The organism is Campylobacter upsaliensis, from assembly GCF_900637395.1.
Lineage (GTDB): Bacteria > Campylobacterota > Campylobacteria > Campylobacterales > Campylobacteraceae > Campylobacter_D > Campylobacter_D upsaliensis.
Window position 1 is genome coordinate 736,787 of record NZ_LR134372.1, and the last position, 16,157, is coordinate 752,943.

A 16,157-nucleotide genomic window follows, 5' to 3' on the forward strand; every position below is an offset into this window, starting at 1 on the left:
TTTACAAGAGCGTGGATTAAATTGGCGAGATATTATTTCTAAAAAGCTTTTGCTTATATTATCATCAATAACACATTTTTTATCATTGAGTGTAAATTTCAGCAAGTTGCGGAGTCGGTTGATGAGTTGCTAATTTGCGATTTTAATAAGAAACAATATCAAAAACTTCTCTCTAATCTTAATATGGAAGTGAAGTATGTGTATTTGCTAAGTGATTGGTTTAGAAAGCTAGAATATAGAGATGTTTTAGATTATATTATTAGCGTGAATTGCAGATATTATTTTGAGTATATTCCATTGCAAATTTTTGGCTTATCAGTATCAAATTTATAAAGGTTTAATTATGTCACAAAAAGAATGCGTAATCCACATATTTGAAACATTACAGGGTGTGGCAACACTAGGACAGCTCTATGCTCTTGTAGATACTTCAATATGGAAAACTAAAACGCCTTATGCTTCCATAAGGAGAATAGTGCAAACAAACAAAGAATTTTTTAAAATTAAACCCGGACTTTGGGGATTATCTCACCAAAAAGATATGATTATAAAAAATCTACACATCACTACAAATACTACTGAAAACCCGCATTTTACTCACACATATTATCAAGGAATTATCACTGAATTAGGAGCATTAAGAGGATTTCAAACATTTATACCCGCACAGGATAAAAATAAACTCTTTATCAACAAGCCACTAAAAGACATAGCAACCTTAGACACAATTTGCACTTTTACTTATTTAGAGCTAATAAACAAGGCAAAAACTATTGATAGTATATGGTTTAATGAACGCAAAATGCCTCACGCATTTTATGAGGTGGAGCATTCAACAGATTTTAAAAACTCTTTGAATAAATTTTTTGAATTACAAGATTTTCGTTCAAAATTTTATATTGTTGCTGATAAAAAACGCAAGGCACAATTTCTTTCTATAATGGAAAATTCAATTTATAAGCCTATTAAAGATTTTGTGAATTTTGCAGATTATGAAAGTATTGTAAAACAATATGAAAATGAAAGTATGAAATATGAAATGGGCATTTAATGGCAAATTTTATAATTTGCGATCCATTTATAGCACCACAGGGATTGCCGCAAATCTTTTACATAGACAATTTATAGGTATTGAAAAAGAAAGTGAATTTATTAATTTGAGTATAAAGCGTAAAAATGAATTAGATACTAAATTTGAAGAATTTAAAAGAAAAATTAAAGATTTGCAGCAAACACTTTTTTAAAGGACAATAATGCTAGGCATAGATTTAGGCTCAAATACTTTAAGAGCTGTGAAAATGAACGAAGCTTTGGAAAAGCTAGAAGAGTATGAATTTATCATAGGTGCGGCGAGAAATTTAGGTCAAAATAAAGTGATAGAAAATGAAGCGATAGTAAGACTTAAAAACGCCTTAAGAGAGCTTGGTAAAAAGCACGATTTAAGCAGGGCTTTAGCCGTAGCTACCGCTGCTTTTAGAAAGGCAGAAAATACAAATTTGATTTTTAGGGAGCTAAAAGAGGAATTTGGTATTACTTTTAAACTTATCTCCGCACAAACGGAAGCTAAACTTAGCGTTTTGGGGATGCAAAGCGGACTTTTAGCTCTTAATTTACATCAAGAATTTGGCTTTTGCGACTTGGGAGGGGCGAGTTGTGAGTTGTCTTTTAGGGAAAATTATTTAAGTTTTGATTTTGGCATTATAAGCTTTTATGAGGGCTTTAAAATGACTAGCAATGAGACTTTTAAAGCTCTGCCGCCACTTCAAACAAAGGATAAAAAACTCCTTATTCAAACTCTCATTAAAGATAAGAAGCTCAAAGCCCTTGCCTTTAGGGCTTTTGAAGTGGTTAAAGAGCCAAAAAAGGTTTTAAGAAAACAAAAGATAAAACGCATAGTCTTAAATTCCGGCGTTCCTACTAGCTTGGCTGCTTTTAAACTAGGGCTTTCTTATGAAAATTATGATGCTAAAAGGGTCAATGGTATGCGAGTTTTATCTTGGGATTTTTTAAATTTCGCACTCAAACTTTGGCATATGAGTGAGAGTGAGGCGTGTTTTTGGGTGGGAAATATGCGTAAAAATTATCTTGTCGCCGGTGCGTTTTTGCTTTTTGCTCTTTTTGATAAAGAGGAGCTTATTATCATCGATGAAGGCTTGAGGGAGGGTGTTTGTGTGGCGTATTATAAAGGACTTTTTTGAAACTCAAAAAAGTGAAATTTTGCGTCAAAATTGAAAAATAAATGCTTGGCTTGAGAGAGCAGTTTTTCTTTATTTTCACTTTGCTCTATAATGCTTTCAAGCCCAAATTCAAGCAGAGCTTTGCTTTGTTTTTCTAAGCTTAAAAGCTTAAAATGATATTTTTCGATAAGATATTGTAGGTGTGTAAAATTGACATTATAGGTTAAGTCGCTTTTGCCAAAAAATGCCCTTAAATCTACTTCAAAAGGATCAAAAAGTTGATGATTTTGATAAATTCTTAAACTAAATCGTTGTGGTAAAAATTCTCCATAATCAAACCCCGCAAAAATAAAGCTATCGCAAGCCGCGTTTAAATCCTCAAAAAAATTTGACAAATAAAAGCTAAATTCGCCTTTTTGTAATTTTAAAAGCTCACATTGCTTTTTAAGTGCGGGACTTAGAGGCTTAAAAATAAATTTAAAATCCTCAATAAAAGCCATTTTGCCATTATCTATCAAATCGCAAGCAAAACTATCAAATAGCTCATTGCAAAAGATAAAAGCATTTTGGAAATGCGTCTCTTTGAAAGAGTGATGATGGGTAAATTCTACGCCTTTTAGGGTTTGTTTTTGTAAAATTTGCAATTTTTCGTGAGGTTCTATGATGTGAAATTCTAGCTTTTCAAAAATGCTTGGACGAAATTGCACTAAGGCACTTAAAAAATCGCGACTTAAGTAGCCCTCATTAGCGCCTATCTCGACTACTTGTAGGGGGGGTGTTAGAATTTGTTTGTCAATAAGACTTAAAAAATGCTTTGCTAACAAAGAGCCAAAAAGCTCTCCCACGCTCACAGCCGTGTAAAAATCGCCCCTTTTGCCGACAAAAACGCCGTTTTTATAATAGCTCTCATAAAGCCATTTTTGAAAAAATTCGCTAAAAAGCATTAGAAAAGGGCGTTAAATTTTTGCATAAAATCTAAAGGGTCGATTTGCTTTCCTCCTGCAAAAATTCCAAAATGCAAATGCGGACCGCTCACCCTGCCACTTGCTCCACTAAGTCCTATAATTTGTCCCTTTTTGACTTTTTCACCTACTTTAACGCTTAATTTTGAAAGATGATAATACTGCGAATAAATGCCATATCCGTGGTCTATAATGACAGAAAGCCCTGCATAATAGCGGTCTTTAGCCAGTCTTACTATACCTGAATTTGCAGCTTTAATTTTCGTGCCTATGGCAGCTCTAAAGTCTGTTCCGCTGTGATAGCTTGCCACTTGTTCGTTAAAAATTCTAGCCCTACCAAAATCACTTGTGATAAAACTATCAAGCGGCTTTATAAAAGCACCATTAAATAAGGCTTCTGGGGTAAATTTCGCATAAATGGCATTGGCTTCTTTTAGCTCGTTTTGTATGCGTTTTTGCACCTTTTGGGGAGGGAAGACTTTTTGTGCTTGGACGATGATTTTCTCGCTTGTATAATGACCTTCTAACATAGTGATGTGAAAAATTTCTTTTTTCTTATCCTTATAAAAAGCCTCTATTTGAGTGTTTTTGGCAGGATTTTTATAGGGCAGGGAAAAAATGGCTAGAACTTTACCATTATCTTTTGGATGGGTAAAATAGGGCAAATTTTGATCTTTTATTTTTAATTCTTTCAAATTTGCTTTTTCAAATTCTAAAAATAAAGCCTGTCCTTTAACAAGCTCCAAATTGGTATCTGCAAAGCTAAAAAGTGTGAAAAATGCTAAAAAAACGAGTTTTTTCATAGGCTTAACTCTTTAATGTCAGCGATCTTTAAAAATTCATTATAAATAGCAAAAATGAGGGCTTGGCGATTATTTTTAAGCTTTTCATTTTCGCTATTAATCATCACATTTTCAAAAAATTCGTCAATAAAAGGCTTTAGAGCAAAAAGACTTTCTAATTTTTGCTTAAGATTTTGCACCTTTAAGCTTTCCTTAAAGGCGAGATAAAGTTTTTTTTCTGTTCCATTTTCAAACAGGCTTTCATCGATTAAATTCTCATTTTTTGTAGTGATATTTGCAAGGCGTTTAAAGGTGGAAAAATTTTCGTTAAAATTTGTTTTTTTGCTTAATTCTATAAGGGCTTTTACGGCGGCGTCTATATGGATAAGATCGCTATTTTTTGTGCTTAAAACAGCCTTGATAAAAGATGGGTTAGCCTCATAAAAAGGATAAATTCTTTCTAAAATAAAATCATAAAGTAAGTTTAAATCAAAGCTTTTATAAGTTTTACTAGCCTCCTTTAAAAAGGCGTTTAGATCAAATTTTTTACCCAAATGAAGCAAAATTTTTAAAATTCCATTTGCCGCTCTTCTTAAAGCGTAAGGATCTTTCGTGCCACTTGGAATTTTACCTATGGAAAAAAGTGAGAGTAGAGTGTCAAATTTGTAAGCAAGAGCGACTATGCTTGAAAATTCACTACTTGGAAGAGCGGATTGATTTGGCAAATATTGTTCTTTTATGGCTAAAGAAATTTCATAGCTAAGTCCCATTTTTTCCGCATAGTAAGATCCCATAATGCCTTGTAAATTTGGGAATTCATAGACCATTTGCGTAGCTAAATCGGCTTTGGAAAAATGCACGGCTTGTAAAATAGCTTCTTGTTTGTCATTATCTAAAAACTTACATAAAAGAAGTGCCAATGCCTTCTCCCTTTCGACCTTATCCATCACCGTGCCAAGCGAGTCAAGGTAGAGCATTTTGCTTAATTTTTCAGGCTCTAAGCCCTTTTGCAAGTCATTTTTGTAGAAAAACATCGCATCACTTAGCCTTGCACGAAGCACTCTTTCATTGCCGTGTATGATTTTAGAATAATCTTTGCAAACAGCATTGCTAACCACTATGAAATGATTGCTAAGTCCTTTTTCATCGAAAATAGCGAAGTAGCGTTGATTTTCACGCATTGAAGTGATGATGACTTCGCTAGGAATTTCTAAAAATTCGCTCTCAAAGCTACCAAGTAGCGCGTTTGGATATTCTGTGATAGCGATGACTTCTTCCAAAAGCTCATCATCTTGTGCTATGTTTAAATTTTCTTTTGTTTCGATGAGTTTAAAGCTTTCTATGATTTTTTCTTTTCTTTTTTCAGGGTCTAAAATGACAAAATTTTCTTCCAAAAGCTCAAAATATTCTTTAGCATTTTTAAAGGCAAAAGCCTCATAACTCACGCTTCTATGCACGAAAGTTTGTTTAGAGCTTTGCACTCCATAGCTTTGAAATTTGACTAAGTCCTCACCCAAAACGCAAGCAATATTGCGAATCGCACGGATAAATTCAAATTGATACGCTCCCCAACGCATACTTTTACCAAAATGAAGACTTTTTAAAAAGTTTTCTATCATCTCGCCTAAAATTTCGCTACTTTCTTTACCTTCAAGCTCTTTTTGATAATATAAAACTTCTTTACCCTTAATCTCCCTAAAGCAAATTTGTGTCTCATCAATGCCTACTTTTTGGATAAAGCTAAGTCCAGCTTGGCTTAATTTCCCGTCTTTATAAGCGACATTTTTTGGCGCTCCTATAAACTCAACAAGGCTATTTTCTTGCTTTGTTTTAAAATGAGGGTGAAAAAAAACTAAGCGGCGTGGAGTATAGTAAAAGTCAAACTCAGCTTCTAGGCGGTATTCTTTTAAAAGTTTTTCCCATTTTCCTTTGATGTTAGGAAGTTCTTTAAGAAAGGGGATGGCTGGAAGCTCTTCTGTGAGAATTTCGATTAATAATTCTTTCATTATGCACTCTTTTGGTAAATTTTTATTATTGTAACTTTTCTTTACAAATGATTTTTTAAAAAATTTAGTAATTCTTTGGCATTGCTAAATTCGTTTTCTTTGAGGTCTTTTTCATACCACTTAGCGTGATAATAGGGTATATCAGCTCTTTGCGCGGCTTCTTTGTCTTTAGCACTATCGCCTATAAAAAGGCTTGTTTGATAGGGTGCTTCTTCTTTTAATAAATGAAGCATCATTGGACTTGGTTTAGGCTCTATGCCGACACTCACTCCTAAAATTTTGTCAAAATAAGGCAAAATATTATGCTTGTTTAAAATCTGCGTAAGTGAGCTTTGTGGAGCATTTGTAGCTATGGCTAGATAGCATTTTTGCTCTTTTAAAAAGTCTAAAATTTCTTTAATGCCCTCAAATAGCACAACACTTTGCTGATAATGCTTGATGAAGTATTTTTCAAAGCCCTCTTTAAAGCTTGAATGATTGAAATTTTTCATTTCGTAAAGCTCTTTTGCCCAGTCAATTTGCGGGGTATTGATGATACGCATTATATCCTCACGCTTCATTGGACTTAGTTTTAATTCTGCTCTTATTTCATTTACTGCCGCACTAATGGCGTTAGCACTATCAATTAATGTGCCGTCCATATCGAAAAATACATTAATCATTAAAATCCTTTAAATAATTTTTATGTTTTTCTTTTTTTCCGCTTTGTTTTTTCTGCTTATCGAGGGCGTTTGCAAGGCTTAGTAGATCTTCTTTTGAGCGATTAAAATCCAAACAAGCATTAACAAAACTTTCCAAATTTTTTGCGTAGCTTGAATTTAAAAAGACTACTTCATTTTCTTTAAAAAATTTGGAATTTTTAAGCATTCTTTCTTGGAATTTTTGCTGGTCAAAATCTTCTTTTTTAAGTCCATTGATGGCGGAATTTGCAAATTTCTCTAAATTTCTTAGATATTTAACTCTTAAACTTTTTTCTTTATCAAAAGCCATATTTTACCTTAAGCATTTTTACTAATGCGTTTTTCAAGGGCTGCACTAATTAAAGCTCTTGCTAAAACTCTTTCTGTTTGCACGATTTCGACATTTTTGTCTATTTTAGAATAAAAGAGTTTTTTGGAGCTATTATTTGTATAAATCACAATATCAACCTCACCATAACTTTCTAAGGCTTGCTGGAGCATTGCTAGCCGTGCTTCGTTAAAAATAGTGATGATAGCGACAGCACATTCTTCAATGTTTGCAATTTTAAGCGTTTCTTCTTGAGCTGCGTTAGCGAAATAGACATTTTCACCCCGACTTAAACCAAGTTTGACTAAATTTAAATCATTTTCTAAAACCAAATAAGGCACACCGCTATTTTTAATCTTTTGCACAACCTCTTGACCGATGATTCCATAACCAAAAATAACTATATGATTTTTAAGCGTAGAATTTACGACTTGTGGTTGCACTGCTTCTTGCGTTTGTATAATGTCTTCAACGGCGTTTGAAATGCGTCTAATATTATTTAAAACAAAGGGAGTTAAAATCATAGTGATAATAGAGACGACAATGAGAATTTGAGCGGTTTGACCATCTAGCATATTTTTTACCTGTAAAAGAGAAAAAATGGCTAGTGCAAATTCGCCTATTTGCGCTATACTAAAAGCGGTTTTAATGGCAACTCGTTTTTTGTTATAAATTGCCAAAATTCCAAAAATAACGCCAAATTTTAAGAGTCCAACAAGCAAGGTTAAAAGTAAGATAAGGTCCCAATTTTCAAAGATGATTTTAAAATTAATCTGCATACCCACAGAGATAAAGAAAAGTCCTAAAAGTAGATCTCTAAATGGCACTAAGTCTGCTTCTATTTTATGCTTATATTTAGTTTCTGCTATCAAAACGCCAGCAATAAAAGCTCCAAGCGAGTAAGAAAAACCAAAATAATGTGCTAAAAAACTCGCCCCCATAACGATAAAAAGCACGGTTAGGATAAAAAGTTCATTTGATGAAGCACGGATAACAAAGTGAAAAATTCTATCAATTAGGTATTTTCCTATCAAATAAAGCAAGGTAAGTAAAATCACAACGCTAATGAGTGTGGTAAGTATGAGTTGGGTGATGTTTTGATTGTTTGAAGAAAAAATATCTACAAGAAGTAAAAGTGGTATCACGGCTATATCTTGGAATATTAAAATTCCTAGCGTTTTTCTGCCATATTGCTCTTTAATGTCGCCACTATCATTTAAAATTTTAAGCACCACAGCTGTGGAGGAGAGTGCAAGCGCAAAGCCTACGATAATGCCTACCTTACAGCCAAGTCCTAAAATTCCTAGCACGAGTAAAAAGCATACTAAGCCACAAATTGTTACTTGTAAAGAGCCATTTAAAAAAACTTCTTTTTTCATCGCCATTAAATGCGTAAAGGAAAATTCAAGCCCTATGGTAAACATTAAAAAAACTATCCCGAATTCGGCGATGTGCGTAAGCTCTTCACTGCCACTAAAACCATAAGCATAAGAGATGATGATGCCGACTAAGATATAGCCTATAATGGTAGGAATTTCAAATTTTTTAAAAAAAACATTTAAAAGAACAGCAAGCCCTGAAGTGATTAAAAAAATTTCTAAAAAATCACCCATTAATTTTTCTCATAAAAAATTAAATCAAAGCTATTTTTATGCTTAACTACGGCTTTTGATTTACCATTATTATCCCTTTTATCAAGCTCTAAGCGAAGCTCGTCAATCAAAGCTTCAAATTCGCTTAGTTGATTTTTAAGCTTTAAGATGACATCGACCCCAGCTAAATTCACGCCCATATCACGCGTAAGTCTTAAAATAAGCTTAATTCTATCGATATCGCGTTGCGAATAAAGTCTAATTTTACCATCCGTTCTGCTAGGCTCTACAAGCCCCTCTCTTTCATACTGCCTAAGTGTTTGTGGATGGATACTTAAAACCTTTGCCACCACGCTTATAAGATAAACAGGCTCATCGTAATTATGTTGCATTGTTGCTCCTTTTAAGATAATTTTTCTTCTAAAATTTGACGCACTTTAGGGTCTAAATCCTCAGCATTAGGTAAAAGCACATTTAAAACGAGATATAAATCTCCAAAAATTCCACTCTTTCTATTTTGCACGCCATAACCCTTGAGGCGAATTTTTTGTCCATTTTTAGAATTGGGAGGGATTTTAATGCTGACTTCTTTTTTTGGTGTTTTAAGATTTACTTTTCCGCCAAAAAGTGCTGTTTTTAAACTAATATCAAGCTTTCTTGTCAAATCATCTTCATCACGCTCATAAAGTTCGCTTTTTTCTAAACTCACTTTGACGATTAGATCTCCTACTTGAGAGCCTAGTTTTTTGCCTTTACCGCGAATTCTTATTTTGTCATTATTTTTAATGCCGTGTGGAATTTTTAATTTAATTGTTTCGCCATTGAAATTAATGCTATGCTCTCCTCCTAAAATTCCCACTTCAAAGGGTATGCTAATGCTCGCACTTAGGTCTAAATCTTCCCCAGAAAAGCCACCAAAACCCCCTCCAAATCCTCCAAAATTTCCGCCTCCAAAGCTACTGCCCCCAAAACCTTTTGCGCCAGAGAAGCCTCCGCCAAATAAATTTTTTAAAATTTCATCTAAATCCATATCGCCAGAATTTCTAGAAAAATCGCTAAAGCTCTGTCCTCCAAACATAGAGTCTCCATATCTATCATATTGAGCGCGTTTTTTTTCATCACTTAAAATTTCGTAAGCGGCGTTAATTTCTTTAAATTTTTCTTCTGCACCTTTTTCTTTATTAATGTCTGGGTGATATTGTCTAGCAAGGCGTCTATAAGCTTTTTTAATTTCATCATTGCTAGCATTTTTGCTAACGCCAAGTGTTTCATAAAGACTATTCATTATTTTTCCTTAAAAAATTATAGGGCGTGATTATAGCATAAAGTTTAGTCTTAGTCAATCAAGTTTAATATATTTTTACACTCAAGGTTTCATTTACAAATTTTTAAAGTTTGAGTTTTATACTATCAAGCTAATTTTTAAGGAGAGTATAATGAAAAAAATTATTTTATCGCTTTCATTGGCGAGTATATTATGTGCGGCAAATGTAGAATTTAATGAAGTAGATTCTAAAATCGAAAGAATCAATCCAGCAAATGGCGTTTTGCTGTCTTATTATGATTCTATTAAAGAGGTTAAAAAATCGGTCGTTAATATCTCAACTTCAAAAACGATTACGAGAGCAAATTCGCCTTTTGATGATTTTTTTGACGATCCATATTTTAAGCAATTTTTTGGTTTTGACCCTTTTCAAAGAAGAGGGCAAAATGAAAAAGAAGTGATTGCGAGTGTGGGTTCTGGTGTGATTATTTCAAAAGATGGTTATATCGTTACAAATAATCATGTGGTCGAAAATGTCGATAGCATAAGCGTTACCCTGCCGCAAAGTGATATGGAGTATAAGGCTAAATTGATAGGAAAAGATCCTAAGACGGATTTAGCTGTCATTAAAATCGAGGCAAATAATCTTTCAGCGGTGAGTTTTTCAAATTCGGACGAATTGTTAGAGGGCGATGTTGTTTTTGCTCTTGGCAATCCTTTTGGTGTGGGTTTTAGTGTAACAAGTGGGATTATTTCAGCCCTTAATAAAGACAATATAGGCTTAAATCAATATGAAAATTTCATACAAACGGACGCTTCAATTAATCCGGGTAATTCAGGTGGTGCTTTAGTTGATACTAGAGGCGCTTTAGTAGGGATTAATTCGGCTATTTTATCAAGAGGCGGTGGAAATAACGGCATAGGCTTTGCTATTCCTTCTAATATGGTCAAAGATGTAGCAAAAAAACTCATAGAAAAAGGCAAGATAGAAAGAGGCTTTTTGGGTGTGAGCATAACAGCACTTAAGGGCGATAGTAAAAAGGTTTATAAAAATAGCGAAGGCGCTTTAATCACCGATGTGCAAAAAGGTTCATCAGCCGATGAAGCGGGACTTAAAAGGGGCGATTTGGTTTTAAAAGTCAATGATAAAAACATTAAAAGTCCAAATGATTTAAAAAATTATATAGGCACACTCGAACCTAATCAAAAAATTTCACTGCTTTATGAAAGAGATGGTAAAGAAAATCAAATCAATTTCATTTTAAAAGGTGATGAAATAAGTGATGTGAAGAGCGTTCAAGATAGTTTAATTGAAGGCTTAAATTTAAAAAATTTAGATAGCAATTTAAAAACGCGTCTTGGTGTGCCAAGTGAGATAAATGGCGTTTTAATTGATAGTGTCAAACCTAAAAGTAAGGCTAAGGATGCGGGTTTTAAAGAAGGTGATATTATCATAGCTGTAGGGCAGAGTGAGGTAAAAGATCTTAAAGATTTGCAAAATACTTTAAAAAATCAAGCAAAAAATGCGTGGATTAAAATTTGGGTATATCGCGGAGGTGTGATAACTTTGCTTGTGTTAAAATAGGCGTTTTCTTTTTGTTATGAAATTTATTTTAGAATTTTTTATTTTAGTCAAAGGAGCAAAATGACAAATATTCTTATGATAGAAGATGATTTAGAATTAGCTGAAATCACGGCGGAGTATTTGGAACAATTTGATATGAAAGTCGATATAGCTCACGAGCCCTATATAGGGCTTTCAAAACTTGCTTTAAAAGAATATCAGCTTATCATACTTGATTTATCATTGCCGGGGATTGACGGACTTGAAGTGTGCGAGGAAATTCGTAAAAAATATGACACGCCTATTATTATTTCAAGTGCCAGACACGATATTAGCGATAAAGTTAATGCGTTGGAGCTTGGGGCAGATGATTATTTGCCAAAGCCCTATAATCCCAAAGAGCTTCAAGCTCGCATTAAAAGCCATTTAAGACGCATTTGCCATACAAAAAATGCCATAGCAAAAAGCGTGAAAGACCTTATTTATGATCAATACAAGCACATCATCACTATGAAAGGCGAGGAGCTTACTCTTACAAATGCTGAATTTGATATTTTAAGCTATCTTATTAAAAAAGAAGGCGGAGTGGTAAGTCGTGAAGAGCTTGTGTATAATTGCTCTTCCATTAGTGAGGATAGTTCTAATAAAAGCATTGATGTTATTATTAGCCGTATTCGTCAAAAAATGGGCGATGATCCTAAAACGCCAAAATATATCCACTCCATACGCGGTATAGGCTATAAGCTTACGCAATGAACCGCTCGTCCATTTTTTATACTATAACTTTCATTTTTCTTTTTGCTGGAGTGAGTGTAACGCTTGGCTTTTTGTGGCTTATAGCCTATGACCAGCAAAACTACACAAGAGAGCTTAATGCCAAATACTCTCTTATTGCTAATGTCAAGCTTTTGCAACTTAATGGTATGATAAATGAAAAAGAATTTGAAGAGCAAACTAAAGCCTACAATAAAATGATAAGAATTGAAGATGAAAAAGAACTTCAAGGTATTTTAAAACAGGGTGAAGTTTTAGAAAAAGTTGCCATAGATAAGGGTAGAGTGGAGATCATTTCCTATAAAGATGCGGTTTATTTAAATATAGTTTATGATGATGAAATTTATCTCTATGAAGACCAAGAATATCAAAGCTACCGTTATTTTATCATTAAGGTTATAGGGGTTGCTGTTTTTATTATGCTTATTTTGCTTTATTTTTTTACACTTAAAAAATTAAAGCCTTTAAGAGCTTTAAAAAAGCAAATTGACCGCTTTGCACGAGGCAAACTTAATGAAGTCGAAAATGTCAGCACGGGAAATGATGAAATTTCACAAGTATCCGAGGCTTTTTATCGTGCCATCTTGCAAATCATAAAGCTTAATCAATCGCGGCAATTTTTCTTAAGAAATATGATGCACGAGCTAAAAACACCTATCACAAAAGGACTTATAACGCTTGAAATGCTTGAAGATGATAAGTATAAAGAAAGACTTGAGGGGATATTTAATCGCCTTGAAATTTTAATTAATGAATTTGCGGCGATTGAGCAAATTACTTCGGGTGCAGCCTTTATTAACCGCAAAAAATACAATATTTTAGACATTTTAGACGAAGCTAAAGAAATTTCTATGCGTGATGAAAGCAGTATGCGTATTTTTATGGGGGAAAGTTTTTTTGTCAATGTTGATTTTAAGCTTTTCACCACAGCGATTAAAAATATGATTGACAATGGCATTAAGCATTCTCTTGATGGTTTTGTGCAAATTGACATTATGGAAGATTATATTTGTTTTAAAAATAGGGGCGATGAGCTTAATAATACCTTAGAATATTACACACAAGCCTTTACGCAAGGCTCAAAACAAAAATCAAGCTTTGGACTTGGACTTTATATTGTAAATACTATACTTGAAAGCCATAATATGAAGCTTGATTATGCTTATGAGGACGGAGTGAATTTATTTTATTTTAGAGGTTTAAAAGAGATTATCATAGGCGAATCTTGACAAAAGCTATAAATTTGCTACAATTAGCTTTTTATTATCAAAAAAGGTATGTAAATGATAAAATCAATCGCCGAATGGAGTGAGCAAGAGTGTTTAATGCTTGCTTTACCGCATAAAAATACAGACTGGAAGCCTTATTTAAGTGAAATTATTGAAGCCTATAAGGAATTTGTAAAAACTGCAAGTCATTTTCAAAAGCTTTTGCTTATAGCACCAAATGATGAGGACTTTACGCCCTTTAAAGAATTTGACAATGTGGAATTTTTTAAATGTGAAACAAATGATACTTGGATAAGAGATTTTGGTGCGATTGATGTGCTTGAAAATGGGAGATTGAAAGCTCTTGATTTTACCTTTAATGCTTGGGGAGGTAAATTTCAAAGCGATTTAGATAATGCCCTTAACACTAAGCTTTTTAAGGAAAAATTTCAAACTAGGCTTGAAAAATGTGATTTTATTTTAGAGGGTGGGAGCATTGATTTTAATGGAGCTGGCACAATGCTAACAAGCTCTTTTTGTCTGCTTAACTCAAATCGTAATGTGAATTTAAATCAGGCAAAGATAGAAGAAAAGCTTAAGAATTATTTTGGACTTGAAAGAATTATCTGGCTTGAAAATGGCTTTATAAAAGGCGATGATACGGACAGGCACATTGATACCTTAGCGCGTTTTATCGATGAAAATACCATAGCTTACTGCATTTGCGAAGATGAAAAGGACGAGCATTACGCACCCTTAAAAGCTATGGAAAAAGAGCTTTTAAAAACAAATTTTAATCTTATCCCTCTTCCTATCCCAAAGCCTTTATTTTACGAGGACAGAAGACTTGGAGCAACTTATGCAAATTTTGTTTTTATCAACAACGCTCTTATTGTGCCTTTTTATAAGGATGAAAATGATGAAGTGGTGCAAAAAAGACTCCAAGCTCACTTAAAAAATCGCGAAGTTATCGGTGTCGATGCAAGGGTATTTCTAAGACAAAATGGCTCCTTACATTGCTCTTGTCAAAACCGCTTTAAGGGACCTAGATGAATTTAGCCAAACAAGCGACCATTATAGCAACTTGCTGTGCGTTTTTTTTAGCCATTGTGAAATTTATCGTGGGGATTTTAAGTGGTTCTGTGGCGGTGCTTTCGAGTGCGATTGATTCTATGATGGATTTTGTTATTTCTGCCTTTAACTTCTTAGCCCTTAAAAAATCAGCCCAAAAACCAAACGAGCATTATAATTTCGGTTTTTCTAAAATCGAAGCTTTAATGGGCTTTTTGGAGGGTTGTTTCATAGTGGGGATAGGGATTTTCATCTTTTATCAAAGTGTGATGAAAATTTATCATAGAGAAAATGTTGAGGATTTAAATTCGGGCATAGCTGTGATGATTTTTGCTCTTGTTGTTACTTTTTTGCTTGTGTTTTATCTTTCTTTTGTGGCGAAAAAAACAAAGAGTTTGATAGTGGAGAGTGATTGCTTACATTATAAGAGCGATTTTTTGAGCAATTTTTTCACACTTCTTGCTTTGATTTTGATTTATTTTACAAATTGGCATATTATTGATGCGATTTTTGGGATTATTGTGAGTATTTATACTAGTTTTAGTGCGAGTAAAATCATCAAAAAAGCCCTTACTTTCTTAATGGACGAGGCTTTAGATGAAGAAATTTTAGAAAAAATCAAAACTTTAATCAACAATCACCAAGAAGTCATTTCTTTTCATAATCTTAAAACAAGAAAAACGCCAAGCACAAATTATATTAGCGTTCATTTAGTTTTTTGTCCCATAATTTCACTTTTAAACGCACATCAAATTTCTGATGAAATTGAGCAAAAAATAAGAGAAATTTCACAGGAGCAAAAATGGGAAATTCATATTCATCTTGATCCTTACGATGACCAAGATGAAGAAAGGGACAGGATATGAAAATAGCACTTATTCAGCAAAAATTCCACAATACTAAAGAAAAGACAATGCAAAAAACTTGCGAATTAATCATCAAAGCAAAAAAAGAAGGTGCAAAGCTCGTATGTTTGGGAGAATTACATCAAAGTGAGTATTTTTGTCAAAGTGAAGATGTGGCAAATTTTGATTTGGCAAAAGATTATGAAAAAGATGTGGAATTTTGGGCTGGGGTTGCTAAGGAAAATGAGGTGGTTTTAATCACTTCTTTATTTGAAAAGCGAAGTGCGGGACTTTACCATAATACGGCTATTGTGTTTGAAAAAAATGGAAGTATAGCTGGGAAATACCGCAAAATGCACATACCAGATGACCCTTGCTTTTATGAAAAATTTTATTTTACGCCCGGGGATTTGGGTTTTGAGCCTATTAATACAAGCGTAGGAAGACTTGGGGTGTTGATTTGCTGGGATCAGTGGTATCCTGAGGCGGCTAGAATTATGGCTTTAAAAGGAGCGGAAATTCTCATTTACCCTACAGCAATAGGGTGGTTTGATAAGGATACAAACGAGGAAAAAGAGAGACAACTTCACGCTTGGCTAGGAATTCAAAAAGCCCACGCCATAGCAAATGGACTTTATGTGGCGGCGATTAACCGCGTAGGTTTTGAGGAGGATAAAAGTGGGGTGGAAAAAGGGATAAGATTTTGGGGAAATTCTTTTGTTTATGGACCACAGGGCGAGGAGCTTTTCTTGGCTGATAAAGAGAGTGAGCTTTGTGCTTGTGTGGAGTTAGATTTAAAAAGAAGCGAAAATGTGCGTAGGTGGTGGCCATTTTTAAGAGATAGAAGGATAGAATTTTTTGGCGATTTGCAAAAAAGATATATTGATTAGTTTAAGTTGGAACG

General features: G+C 33.8%; 17 protein-coding genes and 1 pseudogene. 10 read left to right on the plus strand and 8 right to left on the minus strand.

From position 1 onward, the window contains the following. Positions 1-126 precede the first annotated feature (126 nt). From EL158_RS08740 to EL158_RS03760, 4 genes and pseudogenes are all read left to right on the plus strand, one after another. Entirely contained in the window at positions 127-333 is a 207-nt protein-coding gene (locus EL158_RS08740; RefSeq protein ID WP_225532223.1) for a hypothetical protein, read from the plus strand. A gap of 10 nt (positions 334-343) precedes the next feature. Beyond that, on the plus strand, positions 344-1,051 hold the full coding sequence (locus EL158_RS03750) for a type II restriction enzyme NmeDI-related protein (protein WP_027303979.1): 708 nt from the start codon (positions 344-346) through the stop codon (positions 1,049-1,051). A gap of 31 nt (positions 1,052-1,082) precedes the next feature. Beyond that, a pseudogene (locus EL158_RS03755) lies at positions 1,083-1,244 on the plus strand (site-specific DNA-methyltransferase); the annotation flags it as partial. A gap of 9 nt (positions 1,245-1,253) precedes the next feature. After that, a complete protein-coding gene (locus EL158_RS03760) occupies positions 1,254-2,198 on the plus strand; it encodes a Ppx/GppA phosphatase family protein (protein WP_027303981.1) in 945 nt (314 codons plus the stop codon). Here the strand turns inward: EL158_RS03760 and EL158_RS03765 are convergent. Genes EL158_RS03765 through EL158_RS03800 form a run of 8 tightly spaced genes read right to left on the minus strand, consistent with a single transcriptional unit; the run spans position 2,180 to position 9,812 of the window. Then, positions 2,180-3,121, minus strand: coding sequence for an SAM-dependent methyltransferase (locus tag EL158_RS03765; RefSeq protein WP_027303982.1), 942 nt, complete (start codon positions 3,119-3,121; stop codon positions 2,180-2,182). The genes EL158_RS03760 and EL158_RS03765 overlap by 19 nt on opposite strands. Continuing rightward, the gene (pgp3, locus tag EL158_RS03770; RefSeq protein WP_027303983.1) at positions 3,121-3,942 is read right to left on the minus strand and encodes a peptidoglycan metallopeptidase Pgp3; all 822 of its coding nucleotides are present in this window, start codon (positions 3,940-3,942) and stop codon (positions 3,121-3,123) included. The genes EL158_RS03765 and pgp3 overlap by 1 nt, the downstream gene beginning before the upstream one ends. Then, positions 3,939-5,927: a glycine--tRNA ligase subunit beta gene (gene glyS, locus EL158_RS03775; protein ID WP_027303984.1), complete on the minus strand. Its 1,989-nt coding sequence runs from the start codon at positions 5,925-5,927 to the stop codon at positions 3,939-3,941. Before glyS ends, pgp3 begins: the two co-directional genes overlap by 4 nt. A gap of 41 nt (positions 5,928-5,968) precedes the next feature. Continuing rightward, positions 5,969-6,589, minus strand: a complete 621-nt coding sequence (locus EL158_RS03780) for an HAD family hydrolase (protein ID WP_027303985.1) — start codon at positions 6,587-6,589, stop codon at positions 5,969-5,971. Further along, a complete protein-coding gene (locus tag EL158_RS03785; protein ID WP_027303986.1) occupies positions 6,582-6,917 on the minus strand; it encodes a hypothetical protein in 336 nt (111 codons plus the stop codon). The genes EL158_RS03780 and EL158_RS03785 overlap by 8 nt, the downstream gene beginning before the upstream one ends. 8 nt (positions 6,918-6,925) lie before the next feature. Next, positions 6,926-8,548, minus strand: a complete 1,623-nt coding sequence (locus tag EL158_RS03790; protein ID WP_027303987.1) for a cation:proton antiporter — start codon at positions 8,546-8,548, stop codon at positions 6,926-6,928. After that, positions 8,548-8,919 (minus strand): heat shock protein transcriptional repressor HspR, encoded by a 372-nt coding sequence (locus tag EL158_RS03795; RefSeq protein ID WP_004275117.1) that lies wholly within the window; start codon positions 8,917-8,919, stop codon positions 8,548-8,550. The genes EL158_RS03790 and EL158_RS03795 overlap by 1 nt, the downstream gene beginning before the upstream one ends. Before the next feature lie 11 nt (positions 8,920-8,930). Beyond that, on the minus strand, positions 8,931-9,812 hold the full coding sequence (locus tag EL158_RS03800) for a DnaJ family protein (RefSeq protein WP_027303988.1): 882 nt from the start codon (positions 9,810-9,812) through the stop codon (positions 8,931-8,933). Between the two features lie 151 nt (positions 9,813-9,963). On the opposite strand from EL158_RS03800, the gene htrA reads away from it, so the two are divergent. The 6 genes from htrA to EL158_RS03830 are packed head-to-tail and all read left to right on the plus strand — an operon-like array spanning position 9,964 to position 16,143. Then, positions 9,964-11,376, plus strand: coding sequence for a serine protease HtrA (htrA, locus tag EL158_RS03805; protein WP_027303989.1), 1,413 nt, complete (start codon positions 9,964-9,966; stop codon positions 11,374-11,376). Between the two features lie 60 nt (positions 11,377-11,436). Beyond that, complete coding sequence (locus EL158_RS03810) at positions 11,437-12,111, plus strand: response regulator transcription factor (protein WP_004275120.1); 675 nt, start codon at positions 11,437-11,439, stop codon at positions 12,109-12,111. Continuing rightward, entirely contained in the window at positions 12,108-13,358 is a 1,251-nt protein-coding gene (locus tag EL158_RS03815) for an ArsS family sensor histidine kinase (protein WP_027303990.1), read from the plus strand. The genes EL158_RS03810 and EL158_RS03815 overlap by 4 nt, the downstream gene beginning before the upstream one ends. A 54-nt stretch (positions 13,359-13,412) precedes the next feature. Beyond that, a complete protein-coding gene (locus tag EL158_RS03820; RefSeq protein ID WP_027303991.1) occupies positions 13,413-14,390 on the plus strand; it encodes an agmatine deiminase family protein in 978 nt (325 codons plus the stop codon). Further along, positions 14,387-15,274 (plus strand): cation diffusion facilitator family transporter, encoded by an 888-nt coding sequence (locus EL158_RS03825; RefSeq protein ID WP_027303992.1) that lies wholly within the window; start codon positions 14,387-14,389, stop codon positions 15,272-15,274. The genes EL158_RS03820 and EL158_RS03825 overlap by 4 nt, the downstream gene beginning before the upstream one ends. Continuing rightward, positions 15,271-16,143 (plus strand): N-carbamoylputrescine amidohydrolase, encoded by an 873-nt coding sequence (locus tag EL158_RS03830; RefSeq protein ID WP_027303993.1) that lies wholly within the window; start codon positions 15,271-15,273, stop codon positions 16,141-16,143. Before EL158_RS03825 ends, EL158_RS03830 begins: the two co-directional genes overlap by 4 nt. Positions 16,144-16,157: the final 14 nt, after the last annotated feature.

Coding starts and splice junctions, on each gene's coding strand:
- EL158_RS03760 (WP_027303981.1), top strand. CDS start 1,254: ATGCTAGGCATAGATTTAGGCTCAAATACTTTAAGAGCTGTGAAAATG.
- htrA (WP_027303989.1), top strand. CDS start 9,964: ATGAAAAAAATTATTTTATCGCTTTCATTGGCGAGTATATTATGTGCG.
- EL158_RS03830 (WP_027303993.1), top strand. CDS start 15,271: ATGAAAATAGCACTTATTCAGCAAAAATTCCACAATACTAAAGAAAAG.
- EL158_RS03820 (WP_027303991.1), top strand. CDS start 13,413: ATGATAAAATCAATCGCCGAATGGAGTGAGCAAGAGTGTTTAATGCTT.
- EL158_RS03800 (WP_027303988.1), bottom strand. CDS start 9,812: ATGAATAGTCTTTATGAAACACTTGGCGTTAGCAAAAATGCTAGCAAT.
- pgp3 (WP_027303983.1), bottom strand. CDS start 3,942: ATGAAAAAACTCGTTTTTTTAGCATTTTTCACACTTTTTAGCTTTGCA.
- EL158_RS03825 (WP_027303992.1), top strand. CDS start 14,387: ATGAATTTAGCCAAACAAGCGACCATTATAGCAACTTGCTGTGCGTTT.
- EL158_RS03795 (WP_004275117.1), bottom strand. CDS start 8,919: ATGCAACATAATTACGATGAGCCTGTTTATCTTATAAGCGTGGTGGCA.
- EL158_RS03765 (WP_027303982.1), bottom strand. CDS start 3,121: ATGCTTTTTAGCGAATTTTTTCAAAAATGGCTTTATGAGAGCTATTAT.
- EL158_RS03780 (WP_027303985.1), bottom strand. CDS start 6,589: ATGATTAATGTATTTTTCGATATGGACGGCACATTAATTGATAGTGCT.
- glyS (WP_027303984.1), bottom strand. CDS start 5,927: ATGAAAGAATTATTAATCGAAATTCTCACAGAAGAGCTTCCAGCCATC.
- EL158_RS03750 (WP_027303979.1), top strand. CDS start 344: ATGTCACAAAAAGAATGCGTAATCCACATATTTGAAACATTACAGGGT.
- EL158_RS03815 (WP_027303990.1), top strand. CDS start 12,108: ATGAACCGCTCGTCCATTTTTTATACTATAACTTTCATTTTTCTTTTT.
- EL158_RS03810 (WP_004275120.1), top strand. CDS start 11,437: ATGACAAATATTCTTATGATAGAAGATGATTTAGAATTAGCTGAAATC.
- EL158_RS03785 (WP_027303986.1), bottom strand. CDS start 6,917: ATGGCTTTTGATAAAGAAAAAAGTTTAAGAGTTAAATATCTAAGAAAT.
- EL158_RS03790 (WP_027303987.1), bottom strand. CDS start 8,548: ATGGGTGATTTTTTAGAAATTTTTTTAATCACTTCAGGGCTTGCTGTT.